We start from the raw sequence: 17,190 nt of genomic DNA, 5'->3' as shown, positions 1-17,190 counted from the left end.
ATCGGCCGCGCAGGTAAAATCCCGCCTTCCCTTTCCCCTCTCCGAGTTCCAAGCACCATGCATATCGGCACGCCCCTCTCCCCCTCAGCTACTCGTGTCATGCTTCTCGGCTCGGGTGAGCTGGGCAAGGAAGTCATCATCGCCCTGCAGCGTTTCGGCTGCGAGGTGATCGCCGTGGATCGCTACCCGCACGCCCCCGGCCACCAGGTGGCCCACCGCTGGCACAGCATCGACATGACCGATGCCCAGGCCCTGCGCGCGCTGGTTGAACTCGAACGCCCGCACATCATCGTGCCTGAGATCGAAGCCATCGCTACCGACGAGCTGGCGCGCATCGAAGCTGATGGCCTCGCGGTGGTGGTGCCCACCGCACGCGCCACCCAGCTCACCATGAACCGTGAAGGCATCCGTCGCCTGGCGGCCGAGGAACTTCAGCTCGCCACCTCGCCCTACGCGTTCGCCGATACGATCGATGAGTTGCGCGCCGCGATCCGCCAGGTTGGCTATCCCTGCGTGGTGAAGCCAGTGATGTCCTCCTCCGGCAAGGGTCAGTCCGTAATCCGCAGCGAAGCGGATGTAGACGCGGCCTGGGAATATGCAGCCACCGGCGGGCGCGTGAAGGGCGGGCGGGTGATCGTTGAAGGCTTCATCGATTTCGATTACGAGATCACGCTCCTCACCGTGCGCGCCAGCAATGCCAGGGGCGAAATCGAAACCAGCTACTGCGCACCGGTCGGCCATGTGCAGGTACGGGGCGATTATGTCGAGAGCTGGCAGCCGCAAGCCATGCGGCCCGTTGCTCTGCACCGCTCGCGCGAGATCGCTGACAAGGTCACCACCGCGCTGGGCGGCCGTGGCCTCTTCGGCGTGGAACTCTTCGTCAAGGGCGAACAGGTGTGGTTCTCCGAAGTCAGCCCGCGCCCGCATGACACGGGTCTGGTCACGCTGGCCTCACAACGCTTCTCCGAGTTCGAGTTGCATGCCCGCGCAATCCTTGGCCTACCGGTGGACACCAGCCTGCACCGCCCGGCCGCCAGCGCCGTGATCTACGGCAACATGGACGCCACCGGGATCGTCTTCGAAGATATCGATGCGGCCCTGCAGGTGCCGGAATCGGATCTGCGCCTGTTCGGCAAGCCCGAAGCCTTCGAGCGCCGCCGCATGGGGGTGGCCGTGGCCAGCGCCGATGATGTTGAAACGGCGCGCGCACGCGCCACCGCCTGTGCCAACAAGGTCAAGCCCTGCGCGGCAGACTGAAGCATGCTGCAGATCCGGCCCGAAACTGCGGCAGATGTTGACGCCATTGGCCGGATCACGCAGCAGGCCTTCAATGGCCAGCCCCACAGCCAGCAGACCGAGCACTTGCTGATTGCAGCCCTGCGCACAGCTGGTGCGCTGAGCGTCTCGCTGGTTGCTGAAGAGCGCGGCGAAATCATTGGTCACATTGGCTTCTCAGAAGTGCTGATCGGCGGCGAAGAGCGCGCCTGGTTCGGCCTCGCGCCACTGTCGGTAGCACCTGCCCGCCAGCGCAGCGGCATCGGTCAGGCGCTGATCGCGGCGGGTCTGGCCCGCCTCGACGAGCTCGGGGCCCAGGGCTGTGTCGTGCTCGGCGACCCGGCCTATTACCGACGCTTCGGTTTTCGCCCACAGCCAGGCCTGGTCCTTGCCGGCGTACCGGCCGACTACTTCATGATTCACACAACCTGCGTGCCCTGCCCCCAGGGCAGCGTCAGCTTTCACCCTGCTTTTGCCCTCTGCGGCTAAGCTCTCCGGAGACCCTCATGCGCTTCAAAAACCTCGTCTGCTACCTTCTGCTTGCCGCCACAAGCAGCCTCACCCATGCCGGCCTGCTGGACGCCTTCTCCGACAAGGACGCCACGGGCGGCATGCGCGAAGCCCTGGCCCAGGGCGCAAGCCTGGCCGTGAAACAGCTCGGGCGTGAAGATGGCTTCCTCGGCAACCCCAAGGTGCGCATCGAACTGCCCGCCAACCTGCAGAAAGCCGAGACTGCGCTGCGCATGATGGGCCAGGGCCAGACCATCGATGAACTAGAGACCAGCATGAACCGTGCGGCCGAGCAAGCCGTCCCGGAAGCGCAGGCATTACTGCTCGCCGCCGTGAAGCAGATGAGCGTGCAGGACGTGAAGAACGTCCTCAGCGGTGGTGAAGACTCTGCCACACGCTACTTCCGCGAGAAGACCAGTGCCGAACTCAGCAAGCGTTTCCAGCCCATCGTCAGCCGGATCACCGGCAAGCTGGCGATCACCCAGCAATACAACTCACTGGCGGGCAAGGCCGCCGGCTTCGGCCTGCTCAAACCGGAAGATGCCAGCGTGGAGCAGTACGTGACGAAGAAGGCCCTCGACGGCCTCTACCTGATGATCGCTGAACAGGAACGTGCCATTCGCGAGAATCCCGCCCAGGCCGCTGGCTCACTGGCGAAGAAGGTCTTCGGAGCGCTGGGGAACTGACTCAGCCCAGCGCCTCGATCACGGTCAGCACCACCGGCGTGGTGACCGCCGCCAGCAAGGTGGACAGCACCATGCCGGCCGCCGTAGGTGCCTCGAAAACCTTGAACTGGCGGGACATCAGATAGACGTTCACGCCCATCGCCATCGACGAGAGCAGCACCACCACCTGCGTTTCCATTTTCGGCAGGCCCAGCCCCCAGGCCAGCAGGCCCACCACCAGCGGCAGCACGATGAGCTTCATCAGGCAGACCGTGAGGCTCTGCGTCAGGCCTTCGCGCACGCTGTATTCAGCCAGGCCCATGCCCAGCACCACCAGTGCCATAGGCGTGGCAGCAGCGCCGACCATGGCCAGCGGCTGGGCCACCAGATGCGGCAGCGGCAGGCCGGTGAGGCCATACAGGGTGCCGGAGACGATGGCGGCCACGATCGGATTGGTGATCACGCTGCGCGCCGTCTTGGCAAAGCCTTTGACCGAGAACTCGCCATGCTGCGCCCACTCGATCGACACGGTGACCAGGGTCCACAGGGTCAGCGCATTGAATACCAGCACCAGTGCCACGCTGGGCAGAGCCGCGTCCCCCAGTGTGGCCTTGGCCAGTGGCAGGCCCAGCATCACGTTGTTAGAGAAGATGCAGCCGAGCGCAAAGATCGAGCCGGAGACTCCGTCCAGATGAAAAATCCGGGCCGCCATGACACGCCCGAGCACAAAGACGATCAGCGCCCCGCCAAAGAAGGCGATCAGCAGACGTGCATCCACCGCCGGCAACTTGGAGAAGTCGCTCATCGTGTGGAACAGCAATGCCGGCAGGGCCAGGCCAAACACGAAACGGGTCAGCGCATCGGCCACGCTGCGCGGCCAGCCCCCCCAGCGCACGATGGCGTAGCCGGCGAAGATCAGCACAAAGAGAGGAGACGCGGCGGCGAGACGATCGAGGAAGAGCTGCATGGGAGCGACCAGAGAGGCGAACCTGATTTTACGCCGTCAGCAGCGCTCAGGCCCGGGTACGTCTTCCCCACAGGCGCAGCAGCGCCAGCCCCAGCAAGGCACCAACGAGATCCGCCAGCCAGTCATCCAGGCCAGCAAAGCGCCCGGGCAGTCCCGCCTGATGGAATTCGTCTGCCGCACCGATGCCCAGAGCGATCAGCAGCGCCAGCCACGCGGGCAGGCCCAGGCCACCCCGCAGCAGCAGGGCCAGCACGGCGAACAGGGTGAGATGGGCCAGCTTGTCCCACGGCGCCGGAATCAGGCCGGCGGCCTCAGGCTGGGCTCCGCCGGCAAACAGCGCCAGCAGCATCAGACCAAGAAGCAGCGCAGCCAGCACCTGGCGCGGGGAAACTTTCACTGGATCAGGCAAACCACAGGCGGATGCTGTCGATCAGGCGGCGCCACCAGCTCCCCTGCTCCACGGCCTGCAAGGCGGTGAGCGGATATTCGGCAAGGGCCTGGCCATCGAGCATGAGGCGCACGCTGCCAATCTGCTGGCCGGCAGCCACCGGGGCGATCAGGCGTTTTTCGAGCGTGATTTCCTGCTTGATCTCGGCAGCCTTGCCGCGTGGCAGGGAGATGTAGCGGTCCGCCGCAAAACCGGCCAGCACATGCTGGTTCGCCCCCTTGAAGACTTCCACCGTGCCGAGCGACTGACCGATGCTGAAGAGTTTGGGGGTATCAAAGTTCAGCAAGGCCCAGTCAAGCAGCTTGGCCGACTCACGCGCACGCTCTTCCATACCGGTGGTGCCGGTAACGACCGAGATCACCCGGCGTCCGCCACGCTTGCTGGAGGCCACCAGGTTGTAGCCGGCCGAGGCGGTGTGACCGGTCTTGAGGCCATCAACATCCGGATCGCGGTAGAGCAGAAGATTGCGGTTGTCCTGCTTGATCTTGTTGTAGAAGAACTGCTTGATCGAATAGATCGGATAGAACTCGGGGAAGTCGTGAATGATGGCTTCGGAGAGCTTCACCAGATCGGCCGCGGTGGTGTACTGGTTGGCTGCGGTGAGGCCATTGCTGTCCATGTAATGGGTGTTGACCAGGCCAAGGCGCTGCGCCTCGCGGTTCATCATGGCAACGAAAGCCTCTTCGCTGCCGGCAATCGCTTCGGCCAGCACCACGCAGGCATCGTTGCCGGACTGCACGATCATGCCCTTGAGCAGATCATCCACGCTCACCGGCACCTTGATGTCGACGAACATCCGCGAGCCTTCCTGCTTCCAGGCCTTGATCGACGGCGTGAGCAGCTGGTCGAGCTTCAGGCGCCCTTCCTTGACGGCCTTGAAGCTGAGGTAGGCCGTCATCAGCTTGGTCAGCGAGGCCGGCTCGATGCGCATGTCAGCCTGATTGCCACCCAGCATCTGGCCACTTTGCATGTCGTAGATGGCATAGCTGCGCGCGGCGACTTCAGGCGGCTGCGGCAGAGCGGCGAAACTGGCAAGAGGAAGGCTGAGGCTGGCTGCGAGCAGCAGACGACGGAACATGGGTTCTCCGGAAAACAGGAATGAATTGAGGGGCGGGCCCGGGGCGCCGCGATTTTACTCCCGGTGGGATAGCCTGAGCCGTGAGGAGTTCCGCGTCGCAGCAATAAAAAAGCCGGCGCAAGGCCGGCTTTTCGCGAAAGAGACAGAACTCAGATGCGGGTCGTCATCAGCTTCACGAGCAGATCGCGCGTCGCCGGATTGTCCATGTAAGGGCGATAGACCACCGCCACACGCGAGAGCAGCACGCTGCTGTCACCGTATTCGACGAACTTCACGCCTTCCTTTTCAAGGCGGGTACGGGCCTTGGCCAGACGCTGGTTCCAGATGTCGCGATCGAACTTGGCCGACTCCTGCCCGGCTGCGCGCACAGCCTCGCGCTGGGCGGCCGGCAGGCGATCCCACCACACCTTGGACACCACCAGAGCCTCGAACTGAACGATGTGGTTATTGTTCAGGTAGAAGTAACGGGCACGCTTGTAGTGGCCTTCGGATTCGTACTGCAGCAGATCGTTTTCGGCGGCATCGATCTTGCGCTCGTCAAAAGCACTGTTGACCTCCTTGTACTCCAGCTGCAGCGGGGTACCCCCCAGAGAGCTGACCAGATTGGTCAGATCCTTACGCGCCGGCACACGGATCTTCACCTGTTTCAGCGCAGCAGGAGAATCGAGCTTTTCACGCGAATAGATGGCACGGCTGCCACCGTCGTACCAGCCGAGAAGAACCATGCCGTTGGCGGCCAGACGCTTTTCCATATCCTGCCCCAGCTCACCCTCGAGCAGGCTGAACATCTGGCGCGAATTCTTCAGGATGAAGGGCAGGCGCATCACTTCAGCCATCGGGGCCACCCGGCCCACCGCACCACCGCTCAGCACAGCCACGCCGACGTCACCCTTGCGCACCGACTCAAGCAGCTTGGCCTGATCCTTACCCGCCGAGATCGGCAGGATTTGCGGCGCGGGCTGGCCAGTAATGGTCTGCACACTGTCAAGGAAGCGCTGCAGCGCAACCGTGCTGGGATGATCCTCGACCTGCGGCGACCAGGCGCCAGGCGCGGCTGCGGCAAAGGCACTGCTCAACAGCAGGGAGCAGGCAAGGGACAAACGGGCGATCGATTTGGACATCTGGCAATCCTTCCACGGCAAAGCTGTGACTTAGTGCGCGAAGTATGCCAAACACTAGGGGTTAACCCCAAGCCCTTTCCCGATGAACGGACGCCGCCCTTGATCCCGAACAAATCCTTTTCAAACAATCACTTGGGGAGTCACCCAAGCGCTTGAAGATTGCTTCAAACAGCCTGCAAAGCCTTGCCCATGGCGGCATTCCGGGCATTCACCCGGAATAAATGCAGAATCGGTAAAGATTCGTTACGGCACCCGCCTCAAGAGGCCAGCAGATGGTGAGCCAACTGCACCCAATAGCTCGCGCCGAGGGGCAAATTGTCATCGTTGAAGTCGTAATGCGGGTTGTGCAGGGTACAACCGCCCTCGCCCGGGCCATTGCCAAGCCATACGTAGCAACCGGGGCGATGCTCGAGGAAGCAGGAAAAATCTTCTGCCCCCATGCTCGGGCGCAGCCCCCAGTCCACATTGTCCGCGCCGACCAGAGCGGTCGCCACCGCCCGGCAATGCTCCGCTTCAAGCGGGGTATTCACGGTCGGTGGATAGCCCCCCTCGTTGAGCTTGGCCTCGATCTTCACGCCATACGCTGCGGAGATCCCGTCACACAGGCGCAGCAAGTGCTGCCAGGTAGCCTCGCGCACCTCGCGCCGCAGGGCCCGGGTTGTGCCACACAGGCGGGCCTGGTGCGGAATCACGTTGTAGGCATCGCCCGCTTGAAAGCGTGTCACTGACACCACTGCGCCATCGAGCGGATCGGTGTTGCGTGCCACCACGGTCTGCAGCGCCCCCACCAATGCCGCGCCAGCCACCAGGGGGTCCGCCGCCAGATTAGGCATCGCGGCATGGCCACCATGGCCAGTAATCAGAATGTCGAAACGGTCCGCACTAGCCATCACCGGCCCCGGCGTGATGCCAAAGCGGCCGACCGGCATGCCGGGCCAGTTATGCAGGCCATAGATGGACTGCACCGGAAAACGCTCGAAAAACCCGTCCGCAATCATTGCGTTGGCACCGCCACGCCCCTCCTCAGCCGGCTGGAACACGAAGACCAGGCAGCCATCGAAGTTGCGGTGCTGAGCAAGATATTCCGCAGCGCCGAGCAACATGGCGGTATGCCCGTCATGGCCACAGGCATGCATGCAGCCGGTGTGCTGCGAGCGGTGGGCGAAAGCATTGGCTTCGGCGATCGGCAGCGCATCCATGTCAGCACGCAGGCCGATGCAGCGCTCGGATGTGCCAGCACGCAAAACGCCGACCACGCCGGTCTGGCCTACACCGCGATGCACTTCGAGGCCCCAGCGCTCAAGCAGGCTGGCCACCAGATCGGCGGTGCGGGTTTCTTCAAAGCCGAGTTCGGGGTGGGCGTGGATATCGCGCCGGATCTCGATCAGTGCGGCGTGGCGTGCAGCGATTTCAGGAAGGATCTGCATGATGGAGCGTCCTGGCTTCTGTCTTCAGCCGCGGGGAATTGCGCTGCGGCATGGATTTGTAGTGCCCCGAATCTTACACTCGCGGCTCGCCATGAAGCCCGCGCCCACCCCTTCCGCCCCACCCTCACCGCCCCCGTCCGGGCGCCTGCGCTGGTCTTTTGCCTGGCTCATGGCCTGCCTGCTCACCAGCGGCATGCTTGTTCTGCTGGCCGGGATGAATAGCCCGCAAGTACTTCGCAAGGCAGCGGACGCACTGCAGGTGAGCTTGCTCACGGAGCCCACACCGCCGCCCTCCGCCCGACAGCCTCTTGCCACCCCCACCACGGCCTCCGCCGGACAGACACCCGCCCCAATACTGACCGCTCCAGTTGCAAAGACTGCTGCGCAACGCCCCGCCGCCGGATCCGACTCGGCAGAGGTGGGCTCTGCTGCGCTCAGCGAAGCAGAGCCCACCGCACCTGCCAACGCCGCCTCGGCAGCCACCACCAGGGAAGCGCTCGCCACAGCCCGTAGTCTGGCGCAACGCTGTCCGCACCAGGTAAAGCCGGTTTTCCCGCCTCTGGCCCTGGAGGATGGCGTGGAGACCGGCCGCGTCACCGTGCGCCTGCATCTGGACAGCGAGGGCCGGGTGCGTGAAGTCAGTCTCGTGGAGGCCAGCCCGCGAGGCTATTTCGAAGCCGCCACACGCCGCGCGGCCTTGCAATGGCACTGCCTGCCTCCGGCCGAGGCGGGCGAAACGCTGCGGGTGCCCTTCGAGTTCGGCAGCTCTGCGCCCTGAGACGAGCGGCGCGGCGCTCCGGAGAAAAGCACGCATCCGCACGCGATTTGATCCCGGATCAACCCCGTTTCAGCGCCCTGTCCGTTTCAGACTCACAACCCTCACCGGAGTCTGACCATGAAACCACGCCTTGCATCCGCTCTCCTCGTCACCCTCCTTGTAGCCTGCGTCAGCACCCAATCCGAAAACCCGCCAGCGTCACGCGCCGCAACAAACACCCAGGCCCCTCAGCCGGTCCGTGAGCCGGCGCCCAGGCCTGTCGCTCCGCCCGCCCCCGCAGCCACCAAAGTGGCCGAGGTGCGCTCAGTCAGCGCCGACATGGCCCGCATGATCGCCATGCCGGCGCCCATCCCGATGCAGGCGCCAGCACCGGATCGCGAACGCTATGGCCCGCTCACCGACAACCCGGTGAAGCGGGTGGCGGAAGCGCCGGTATCCACCTTCTCGATCGACGTGGACACCGGCAGCTACAGCAATGTGCGCCGCATGCTGAACGCCGGGCGCCTGCCGCCTGCGGACGCCGTGCGGGTCGAAGAGCTGATCAACTACTTCCCATATGACTACGCTCAGCCACAGGATGGCCGCCCGTTTGCGGTGCACACCGAACTCGCGCCAGCTCCGTGGAATTCCGAGCGGGTGCTGCTGCGGATCGGCATCAAGGGCGTGGATGTAGCCAAGGCCAGCCTGCCGCCCGCCAACCTGGTGTTTCTGGTCGATGTTTCCGGCTCGATGAACAGTGCGGACAAGCTGCCGCTGCTCAAGTCTTCACTGAAGCTGCTGGTGAATGAACTGCGCCCGCAGGACCGCATTTCTCTCGTCACCTACGCCTCGGGCACTCAGGTGGTGTTGCCCCCTACTGCTGGCAGCGACAAGGCCACGCTCATTGCCGCCATCGATGGCCTGCGTGCCGGCGGCAGCACGGCGGGCGCCTCAGGCATCCAGCTCGCTTACACGGCTGCGCAGCAGAGCTTCATCAAGGGAGGCATCAACCGCATCCTGCTGGCCACCGATGGCGACTTCAACGTCGGCATCAACGACACGCGCCAGCTCAAGAGCCTGATCGAAGAAAAGCGCAAGAGCGGCATCTCGCTCTCCACGCTCGGCTTCGGCACAGGCAACTACAACGAAGCGATGATGGAGCAGATTGCCGATGTGGGCGACGGTGCCTACTCCTACATCGACAGCCTGATGGAAGGCCACAAGGTGCTGGTGAACGAGATGACGTCCACACTCGCCACCATCGCCCGCGATGTGAAAGTGCAGATCGAATTCAACCCGGCCGTGGTGCGCGAGTACCGCCAGATTGGCTACGAAAACCGCCAGCTGGCACGCGAGGATTTCAACAATGACAAGGTCGATGCCGGCGACATTGGCGCGGGGCATACGGTCACAGCACTGTATGAACTCACCCTGGTCGAGGGCAAGCCCAGTGTGGATGACCTGCGCTACGCACCGCAGCCGCCACGCGAAGGCCCACTCGCCAATGAACTGGGGCATCTCAAGCTGCGCTACAAGCTGCCCGCAGCCTCCAGCAGCCAACTGATTGATTTCGCCCTCCAGCGCAGCGCGATCAAGCCGCTCGCCGCCGCCAGCAGCGAGTTCCGCTTTGCCACCGCCGTGGCCGGTGTCGGCCAACTTCTGCGCGGCGGCAAGTACACCGGTGACTGGGGCTACGCGCAAGCGCGCGAGCTGGCCGTCATGAATCTGGGCCAGGACCGCTTCGGCTACCGTGGCGAATTCCTGCGCCTGCTGGATCTGGCGACGGCACTGGGGACGAGACCGGTGCAGTAAGCGTGCGGCCTTGGGGCGCGAGCCGATGCCGGAGCGAGCAATCCATCGACCAGCGCAGGGCAGGCTTCCAGTCGCGCGCAGCCAGAGGCCGCGCCTACAAGAGGAAAGGCGCGGTCTATACTCGCGCCATGAGCACCGCCGCCCCCGCCGATCTCGCCGCCCTGCCCGATGAAGACCTGATGCTGCTGGTGGCCAGCGGCATCATCGAAGCACCGGCCACCGAGCTGTTCCGCCGCCACAACCGCGCCCTGTTCAACTTCATTGCCTGGCAATGCCAGGGCAATCTCGCTGAGGCGGAAGACATCGCCCAACGCAGCTGGGAGAAGCTCATGACGCGCTGTGCCGACTACCGCCCACAGGCCGCCTTCCGCACCTTCCTGTTCCAGATCGCCCGCAACCTGTGGCTGGACCTGCGCCGCTCAGCGGGCGAGAGCCTGCGCGAAGAACTCGACGAGCAGCAGCCCGACATTCCCGCCGACTACCTCGATCCGGAGGCTGAACTGGCCCTGCATCAGGATCTGGGGCGGGTGCATGAAGCCCTGCTGGCCCTGCCCGCCAATCAACGCGAAGTGGTGGTGCTGCGCTTCTTTGCCGAAATGAGTCTGGAAGAAGTTGCGCATACCGTCGGTGAAGGTTTCGAGACCGTGAAGAGCCGCCTGCGCTATGCCTTCGCCCGCCTGCGCCGTGAGCTGGAGGGTGCCACGTGAGCGAGGCCTGCGAAGACTTCCTGCGCGGTCAAGGCCGCCTCGCCGGCCTGCTCTGGGAGCTGCCGCCCTATGAGCCGCCGGCCAGCCTGGAAGCCCGCTTCCTCGCCGCCGCCCGGGCGGCTCAGGCTTCTGCAGGCGCGGCCTCTGGCCGCTCCTCCGCAAACCAGATGCCCCCCGCCGCATTTGAAGCCCCGCCGCAGATGGCTGCCCGTTTCGGTCAGCTCGCCGCTGCGCTGGAGGCCGCCCAGGCGCCACGCCGCGAGGCCGTACTGACCCAGATTGCCCAAGGCGAAGCGCCACAGGACGTGCTCGGTGCGCCGATCCAGCCTGTCACCGCAGCCTGGCTCCAGGCGCAGGCTGCCAGCAAAGCCCCGGCGCGAGCGGCCAAGCCTGCCCGCAAACCGGTGCTCTGGGGCTTTTCCTGGTTCGATCTGCGCCTGGCCGCACTGGCTACCGTGCTGGCGGCCGTCGGCACCCAGTGGCTGCAGCAGCATGCGCCCTCCTCGGTCGAGCTGGCCCTGCTCGAAGCCTTTCAGCGAACCCGCCAGCCTCTCGCTGAAGCTCAGCCGGACCAACCGCAGAACCCGCTCAGCGCGGCTCGCGAAAAATCGATCAGAGCGCCTGCCGCCCTGCCCGCTGCCCCGCCACCGCCGGCCCCCGAGCTGGCCCGCGAAGAGATCGGCCCGCCTGCACATCTGGTGACACCGGTCGAACTGGCCAACCCGTCCACGGCAGAACCCATCCATGCCCAGCAGGCGGAGAACCGGGCTGCCGCCCCAGTCATTAGCAGCGAGCAGCTCCGCGAGCACAGCCCGCTCGCCGATGCACAACCCGCCCCGCTGATGGCGGCAAGGAAAGCAGCGGCCCCCGCCCCGCGCCTGGAGGAAGCCAGCCCACCGCCACCCGCCTTGGCAGCGGCTGAAAAGCAGCTCGCTGAACCGAAGCCTATGGCCTCAAGATCCGCGCCACTCGTCGCCGCTCCGCCCCCGGCCAAACCTGCAGCCCCTATGCCGGCAGCCGCCCCATCCGCCAGCAGCGCCGGCCCGGAGCGTATCGAGGCCTCCCTCCAGGACGATCCCGCCCTCGTTGCCGCCCGCCTGCCGTTCCGCCCCAGCAGCCGCAGTTGGCTGGTCTTCAGCGCCACACCCGCCGCGCCCGAAGTGCAGGCCTGGCTGAGCAAGCTGCGCGCCGCCCTGTCCGCCAGCCCGGCCCTGTTCGAGCCGCGCCTCGACCCACGCCTGCCGCCCGGCCAGTTACGCATCGTAGTGCCGGCCGAGGCTCCCTGACGCGCTGCGCGAGATTGCGCCGCATCAGGGGGCTGCAGATCTTGATCGGTCTTTTAAGGCCACAACACCTTTTAACGTTTCTGAATCGGAAAATACGCGCCCGTGTCACCCTGAACGCGCGCAATGAGAAGCAGATTGTCCGGCCCCGCCAGCGGCCTGAAATACACGCAATGGACCGCCGCAACCCTGCTCGGGCTGAGTGCCTGCGCCCAGGATCCATCTCTGGTGCGCGGCCCCACGGCCAACCGGCCGCAAGCCCAGATGGCCAGCGTGGAACACACCGTGAACCCGGGCTCGATTTTCCAGCCGGGCAACCCGAACGGCATGGTGATGTTTCAGGAAGAGAGCAAGCCGCGCCGCATCGGTGACAGCCTGAAGATCGACATTTCCGAATCGCTCAGCGCCAGCAACAAGAGCAGCACCACCACCAGCCGCGCCAACAAGGTCGCCACCAAAGGGCCGGGCGGGGCGGACACCATGAGCAGCCTGATCAACCAGATCATCAACGCGGATCTCAGCGCCAGCGGCAGCGATTCCTACCAGGGCTCGGGCAAAGCCGAAAACACCAGCAAGCTGCAGGGCAAACTGGCCGCTTCGGTGGTCAATGTGCTGCCCAATGGCAATCTGGTCGTAGCCGGCGAAAAAAGCATCGCCATGAATGGTTCAGTCAGCACCCTGCGCTTTTCCGGCGTGGTCGATCCGGCCGACATCAAGGCCGGCCGCACGGTCAGCTCCAGCGATGTGATCGATGCCCGCCTGGAGCAGCTCGGCTCCGGTCAGCTCAAGGATACGGAAGGCCGCAGCGGTCTGCAGCGCCTGCTCACCGACTCCCTCACCATCTGGTAAGCAGGGCTGACAATGCAAAAGCCCGCGAGCGCCGCACAAGCGGCAACTCACGGGCTCAGAAGTGGCAAGCGTCGGGCGCGCGCCGGATCACACCTTGCAGTCGACGACGCTGCCAAGCGTCCGCCCGCCGCCCGCTTCCGCCGGGCTGGGGCTTGCCGGCGCGATCATCGCGGCGGCCGAAGAGGTCGCGGTCTTGCCAGCAGCGGCCACATTGGTGGCGGCGGCCGGACTGGCGCCGGCGGACGGCGCGGCGGCCGCCTTCGGGCCTTCGGTCGTGCGGGCCGCACGCGGCATGCTGCTCACTGGGTCGCGGAAAGCAGCGCTGACAGAACTGATGGACGTCATGGTTTCTCCTTTTGCTGGTTGGAAAACGCGGTCTGCACCGAGCCGGCGCTGGGCGCTGAGGGCCGGCTGGATGAAGTCTGGTGAGGTTCGCTGAGCCCGTTGGCAATGGCCTTCACCGAGGGCGCCAGCTTCTCGCGTGTACTGGCCCATTTATCCAGTCCCATCATGCCCAGGCGATAGCTCGCAGCGGCCAGCACCCGGCCCTGCTGGCGCAGCTCGACGCGGGCAGCACTCATGTAAGGCTGGTACTCGCTGGAAAACAGGGCCTTACCCCATTCGAGCTGGGCCATGTAGTGAATCGAGTGGCGACAGGTCTCGGGCAGTACGGTTTCATACACCCGGCTGCGGACCCCGTTCTTCTCCAGCTCGGCCTGCAGGGCCGGCACAAAGTCCGCCAGCGCCACCGCGCGGTTCAGTTCGATGCAGGCTCCGTCAAAGCGCTCATAAGCATGGATCACCGGGCTGTCGGGCCCGCCAGGCAGCAGCACGGATGCATTGCTCACGGTGAGCGTTGCCAGTTCCAGCGCCTTGAGCGCCGGGCTCGGCGTCATCACCACACAGGCATTCAACAACAGGGCCGGAATCAAACAGCACGCACGCACTTTCAGGGCTCCCTAAACAGTCATTGGCAAGGTTTGTTGAGCCGATCTTAGCGGTCAGGCAGGCCCTTCCCGAACGGGTTTTGCGCCGTTTTACGCCTTTCAGAAATAGCGGCAAAGCCTGCCGCAGCAAGGCGGCAAGGGCTGCCGGAAAATCCAGAAAACAGGCAAATATGTTGTCCCCCAGCGCAAGCCAGACAAGATTTTCAGGACAAGCCCGACACGCATCCGCTACCCTGCGCCCCTATCCAAGGAAAATGACCATGCATCCGATCTTCGACGCCGACGCCCTACTGCTCCTGGCCCTTGTGCCCGCCTCCAAGCGGCGCCCCGCCACGCTTGAGGAGATCGTCATCGCGCTGGCTTCGGTGCGCCCCGAGCTCCCCGGCGCCGCCCGCCTGCGCGACGCCTTCGCGCGCCTCTCGGCCCACGGCCTGCTGCTGGCTCAAGATGGCGGCTACACCCTGAGCACTGGCGCTCAGGCGCTGCTCGCCAAAGTGTCCAAGAAAGGCGATGCGGGCGAGCGCGTGTTCTCACTCAAGCAAGCCCTCACGGATTTCGATTCGCCGGCCGATCAGCCAAAGATCGAACTCAGCGCAGCCGAAGTCGGCGAAGCCGTGAAGGTCTGGCAAGCCAGCTTGCCGCCGCCGACCAAGTCCGAGAAATTCACCGCCCGCACCGGCATCAAGAAAGGCCCGGCCGCCGCACGCTCGGGCTCCTTCAAGCCGCCGCGCAAGCGCGACTTCGAGTAAGCGCGATGGCCAGCTTCAGCGAACTCGGCCTCGCCCCCGAGCAATTAGCCGTCCTGCAGCAGCTCGAATACTTCGAGATGACGCCGATCCAGGCCGCCAGCCTGCCGCTGGCCTTGGCGGGTCACGACCTCATCGCCCAGGCCAAGACTGGTAGCGGCAAGACCGCCGCCTTCGCCCTGCCCCTGCTCGCCCGCCTCAACCCGCGACACTTCGGCGTGCAGGCCATGGTGCTGTGCCCGACGCGCGAGCTGGCCGAACAAGTCGCGCAGGAAATCCGCCGCCTCGCCCGCGCGCAGGACAACATCAAGGTGCTCACGCTCTGCGGCGGCGCGCCGATGCGCGCACAGATCACCAGTCTGGAACACGGTGCGCACATCGTGGTCGGCACCCCCGGCCGGCTGATGGATCACATCCAGCGCGAAAGCCTCAAGCTCGACGGCCTCAAGAGCCTGGTGCTGGACGAAGCCGACCGCATGCTGGACATGGGCTTCTTCGACGACATCAGCTGGGTCGCCAGCCACTGCCCGCCCGGCCGCCAGACTCTGCTCTTCTCCGCCACCTATCCGGATGGCATCGCCAGGCTGGCCGCGCAGTTCCTGCGTCATCCGCAGGAAGTGAAACTCGCCGAGACACACGAGCCCGAGAAGATCCGCCAGCGCTTCTATGAAGTCGTGCATGACGATCGCCTGAAGGCCGTCGGCCAGCTCCTGCGCCACTACCGCCCGACCAGCACCCTGGCCTTTTGCAACACGCGCCAGCAGTGCAAGGCGCTGTTCGAGCAGCTGCGCAGCGAAGGCTTCCATGTGCTGACCCTGCACGGCGAGCTGGAGCAGCACGAGCGCGATCAGGTGCTGATCCGCTTCGCCAACCGCAGTTGCTCGGTGCTCGTCGCCACCGACGTGGCCGCACGCGGGCTGGACATCGACCAGCTCGAATGCGTGATCAACGTCGACATCACGCCGGACCCCGAAGTACACGTACATCGCGTCGGCCGCACCGGCCGCGCCGATCAGAACGGCTGGGCGCTGAGCCTGTCGAGCGAGCCGGACAAGCGCCGTGTTGGCGACATCGCCCGCATGAGTGGCTTCGTGCCCGAATGGCATACGCTGGAGTCACTGGTGGTCACCGATGAAGCGCCGCTGCTGCCGCCGATGAGCACGCTGCAGATCCTCGGTGGCAAGAAAGACAAGATCCGCCCCGGCGATGTGATGGGCGCGCTGGCGGCCGAAGCAGGTTTGACGCGCGAGCAGGTCGGCAAGATCAACGTCACCGACCAGACCACCTATGTGGCGGTGGAGCGCAGCCTCGCGGGGGATGCCGCCCGCAAACTCGGCGCCGGCCGCATCAAGGGCAAGGCGGTGAAGGTGCGCAGGCTCTGAGCCTCATGCTCAAGGTTACGTTTTCGCCAGGGCGACTTCATTCGCTTCCCCCACGCGTGGCATGCGACTGAAGTCGCACCTACGCCAGCCCTCCTCTTCCTGCAGGACTCCCCCATGCCCATGAGCTACGAGCAATACCTCGACGAAGTCACCACCCTGATCGTTGAAAAATACGGCACCGCTGACGCGACCGCGATCAAACAGGTCATGGACGCACAGGAAGCGGGCTTCTTCGTCACCCATGATGATGACGAGCGCCTGCGCAACCTCGATCAGGCCCACAAGGACGCGGCCACCATCGGCAAGCCGCGCAAGCCGGGCCGCACGCCCAAGCACTGAGCCCCACCCGGATGCCGGCGCGACTCAGACCGGGCCTGCTCAGAAACGGAAACCCGCCTTGGCGCTATAGCTGTTGGCGTGCCCGGTACGATCAATCTCGAGCGCAAGATTGAACAGCCCCAGATTCAGATTCGCGCCAGCGAAGAATTTCCGCTGCCACTGCGAAACCTCAGCCAGCCCGCTGACAAGAGGCGTGCTCGTGCCATGGACCAGCCCAGCTCCCACATAAGGCTTGAAGAACAGGAAGCCCTTGGAGACCACGATTTCGGCATTGGCGGCATGGAAATCAAGCTGCTCGGAGCCACTCAACACGGTGTAAGCCCCGCGCAATGAAAGCGCCGGCAACACCAGGCTCCCCTCCATGGGCGACCAGCGCAGCTCGGCGCCGTAGAGTGAAGCGTCCATCCCCGGCACCGGAGCATAGAAAGCACCGACATCCAGCGCCAGGGGCAGGCCCTTGTGCACATGCAGCCTCGGCAGCCCGAACAACTGATAGCCCTGGCCGCCCGCCGCCTTCATGACATCCGGATTTGAGAGGCGGGTAGCGGTCGCCTCCAGCGCTACATCAAACCCCAGCAGACCCAGCGGATCGCCCGGTGAAATGGCTTTGTAGCTGAGCGCGGAAACAAGGTCGCCGGAGAGTTGCTCAAACTCCGTCTGGCTGAGTTGGCCAAGATTTTCGAGACCCGCGGCAGAAGACGCGGCAGAGAATGCGGCCAGCAAGGCCGCCATGAGTTTCGACATGGTGATTCGTTCAGTGACATCAGGATTGAAAACCCGCCCTTGGCGGAGCCTGGTAACTTAACGCCACCCGAAAGAGCATCTGCAGCCCTGAAAAGTTAAAGAATCATCAAGACAGTTCAAGCCAACTCTGGCT

Annotated in this window: 19 protein-coding genes; 11 read left to right on the top strand and 8 right to left on the bottom strand. The window is 64.8% G+C overall.

Annotation, left to right across the window (positions count from 1 at the left end):
- Positions 1-57 precede the first annotated feature (57 nt).
- The 3 genes from purT to HJ583_RS16440 are packed head-to-tail and all read left to right on the top strand — an operon-like array spanning position 58 to position 2,471.
- On the top strand, positions 58-1,257 hold the full coding sequence (gene purT, locus HJ583_RS16450; RefSeq protein WP_170022934.1) for a formate-dependent phosphoribosylglycinamide formyltransferase: 1,200 nt from the start codon (positions 58-60) through the stop codon (positions 1,255-1,257).
- Positions 1,258-1,260: 3 nt separating this feature from the next.
- The gene (locus tag HJ583_RS16445; RefSeq protein ID WP_170022933.1) at positions 1,261-1,764 is read left to right on the top strand and encodes a GNAT family N-acetyltransferase; all 504 of its coding nucleotides are present in this window, start codon (positions 1,261-1,263) and stop codon (positions 1,762-1,764) included.
- Between the two features lie 17 nt (positions 1,765-1,781).
- Complete coding sequence (locus tag HJ583_RS16440; RefSeq protein ID WP_170022932.1) at positions 1,782-2,471, top strand: DUF4197 domain-containing protein; 690 nt, start codon at positions 1,782-1,784, stop codon at positions 2,469-2,471.
- Between the two features lies 1 nt (position 2,472).
- Here the strand turns inward: HJ583_RS16440 and HJ583_RS16435 are convergent, their stop codons facing one another.
- The 5 genes from HJ583_RS16435 to HJ583_RS16415 form a co-directional block, all read right to left on the bottom strand.
- On the bottom strand, positions 2,473-3,417 hold the full coding sequence (locus HJ583_RS16435; protein ID WP_170022931.1) for an AEC family transporter: 945 nt from the start codon (positions 3,415-3,417) through the stop codon (positions 2,473-2,475).
- Between the two features lie 46 nt (positions 3,418-3,463).
- Positions 3,464-3,814 carry a VanZ family protein gene (locus HJ583_RS16430; RefSeq protein WP_217423469.1) on the bottom strand — a complete coding sequence of 117 codons (351 nt, stop codon included), beginning with the start codon at positions 3,812-3,814 and terminating at the stop codon, positions 3,464-3,466.
- Positions 3,815-3,818: 4 nt separating this feature from the next.
- The gene (locus HJ583_RS16425) at positions 3,819-4,943 is read right to left on the bottom strand and encodes a D-alanyl-D-alanine carboxypeptidase family protein (RefSeq protein ID WP_170022930.1); all 1,125 of its coding nucleotides are present in this window, start codon (positions 4,941-4,943) and stop codon (positions 3,819-3,821) included.
- A gap of 149 nt (positions 4,944-5,092) precedes the next feature.
- Positions 5,093-6,064 (bottom strand): TRAP transporter substrate-binding protein DctP, encoded by a 972-nt coding sequence (gene dctP, locus HJ583_RS16420; protein WP_170022929.1) that lies wholly within the window; start codon positions 6,062-6,064, stop codon positions 5,093-5,095.
- A 257-nt stretch (positions 6,065-6,321) separates the two neighbouring features.
- Positions 6,322-7,491 carry a M20 aminoacylase family protein gene (locus HJ583_RS16415; protein ID WP_170022928.1) on the bottom strand — a complete coding sequence of 390 codons (1,170 nt, stop codon included), beginning with the start codon at positions 7,489-7,491 and terminating at the stop codon, positions 6,322-6,324.
- 91 nt (positions 7,492-7,582) lie between these two features.
- Between HJ583_RS16415 and HJ583_RS16410 the strand changes: the two genes are divergently transcribed.
- The 5 genes from HJ583_RS16410 (at position 7,583) to HJ583_RS16390 (ending at position 12,899) form a co-directional block, all read left to right on the top strand.
- The gene (locus tag HJ583_RS16410) at positions 7,583-8,269 is read left to right on the top strand and encodes an energy transducer TonB (protein WP_170022927.1); all 687 of its coding nucleotides are present in this window, start codon (positions 7,583-7,585) and stop codon (positions 8,267-8,269) included.
- 117 nt (positions 8,270-8,386) lie between these two features.
- On the top strand, positions 8,387-10,060 hold the full coding sequence (locus HJ583_RS16405; protein ID WP_170022926.1) for a vWA domain-containing protein: 1,674 nt from the start codon (positions 8,387-8,389) through the stop codon (positions 10,058-10,060).
- Positions 10,061-10,188: 128 nt separating this feature from the next.
- Complete coding sequence (locus HJ583_RS16400; RefSeq protein WP_101944135.1) at positions 10,189-10,767, top strand: sigma-70 family RNA polymerase sigma factor; 579 nt, start codon at positions 10,189-10,191, stop codon at positions 10,765-10,767.
- On the top strand, positions 10,764-12,053 hold the full coding sequence (locus tag HJ583_RS16395) for a hypothetical protein (RefSeq protein ID WP_170022925.1): 1,290 nt from the start codon (positions 10,764-10,766) through the stop codon (positions 12,051-12,053). The genes HJ583_RS16400 and HJ583_RS16395 overlap by 4 nt, the downstream gene beginning before the upstream one ends.
- 123 nt (positions 12,054-12,176) lie before the next feature.
- Positions 12,177-12,899, top strand: a complete 723-nt coding sequence (locus tag HJ583_RS16390; RefSeq protein WP_170022924.1) for a flagellar basal body L-ring protein FlgH — start codon at positions 12,177-12,179, stop codon at positions 12,897-12,899.
- An 87-nt stretch (positions 12,900-12,986) separates the two neighbouring features.
- Here HJ583_RS16390 and HJ583_RS16385 read toward each other — a convergent pair whose 3' ends face one another.
- Entirely contained in the window at positions 12,987-13,244 is a 258-nt protein-coding gene (locus HJ583_RS16385; protein ID WP_170022923.1) for a hypothetical protein, read from the bottom strand.
- A complete protein-coding gene (locus HJ583_RS16380) occupies positions 13,241-13,846 on the bottom strand; it encodes a cell division protein FtsI (RefSeq protein ID WP_170022922.1) in 606 nt (201 codons plus the stop codon). Before HJ583_RS16380 ends, HJ583_RS16385 begins: the two co-directional genes overlap by 4 nt.
- A 260-nt stretch (positions 13,847-14,106) precedes the next feature.
- On the opposite strand from HJ583_RS16380, the gene HJ583_RS16375 reads away from it, so the two are divergent.
- From HJ583_RS16375 to HJ583_RS16365, 3 genes are all read left to right on the top strand, one after another.
- The gene (locus HJ583_RS16375; protein WP_170022921.1) at positions 14,107-14,595 is read left to right on the top strand and encodes a hypothetical protein; all 489 of its coding nucleotides are present in this window, start codon (positions 14,107-14,109) and stop codon (positions 14,593-14,595) included.
- A gap of 5 nt (positions 14,596-14,600) precedes the next feature.
- Entirely contained in the window at positions 14,601-15,974 is a 1,374-nt protein-coding gene (gene dbpA, locus HJ583_RS16370) for an ATP-dependent RNA helicase DbpA (RefSeq protein ID WP_170022920.1), read from the top strand.
- A 114-nt stretch (positions 15,975-16,088) separates the two neighbouring features.
- The gene (locus tag HJ583_RS16365) at positions 16,089-16,313 is read left to right on the top strand and encodes a hypothetical protein (protein ID WP_235943889.1); all 225 of its coding nucleotides are present in this window, start codon (positions 16,089-16,091) and stop codon (positions 16,311-16,313) included.
- Between the two features lie 39 nt (positions 16,314-16,352).
- Here the strand turns inward: HJ583_RS16365 and HJ583_RS16360 are convergent, their stop codons facing one another.
- Positions 16,353-17,057, bottom strand: a complete 705-nt coding sequence (locus tag HJ583_RS16360; RefSeq protein ID WP_170022919.1) for a DUF6588 family protein — start codon at positions 17,055-17,057, stop codon at positions 16,353-16,355.
- Between the last annotated feature and the right edge of the window lie 133 nt (positions 17,058-17,190).

The organism is Uliginosibacterium aquaticum, assembly GCF_012972705.2.
GTDB classification, from domain to species: Bacteria; Pseudomonadota; Gammaproteobacteria; order Burkholderiales; family Rhodocyclaceae; genus Uliginosibacterium; species Uliginosibacterium aquaticum.
This window is presented reverse-complemented; position numbering and strand designations above follow the sequence as displayed.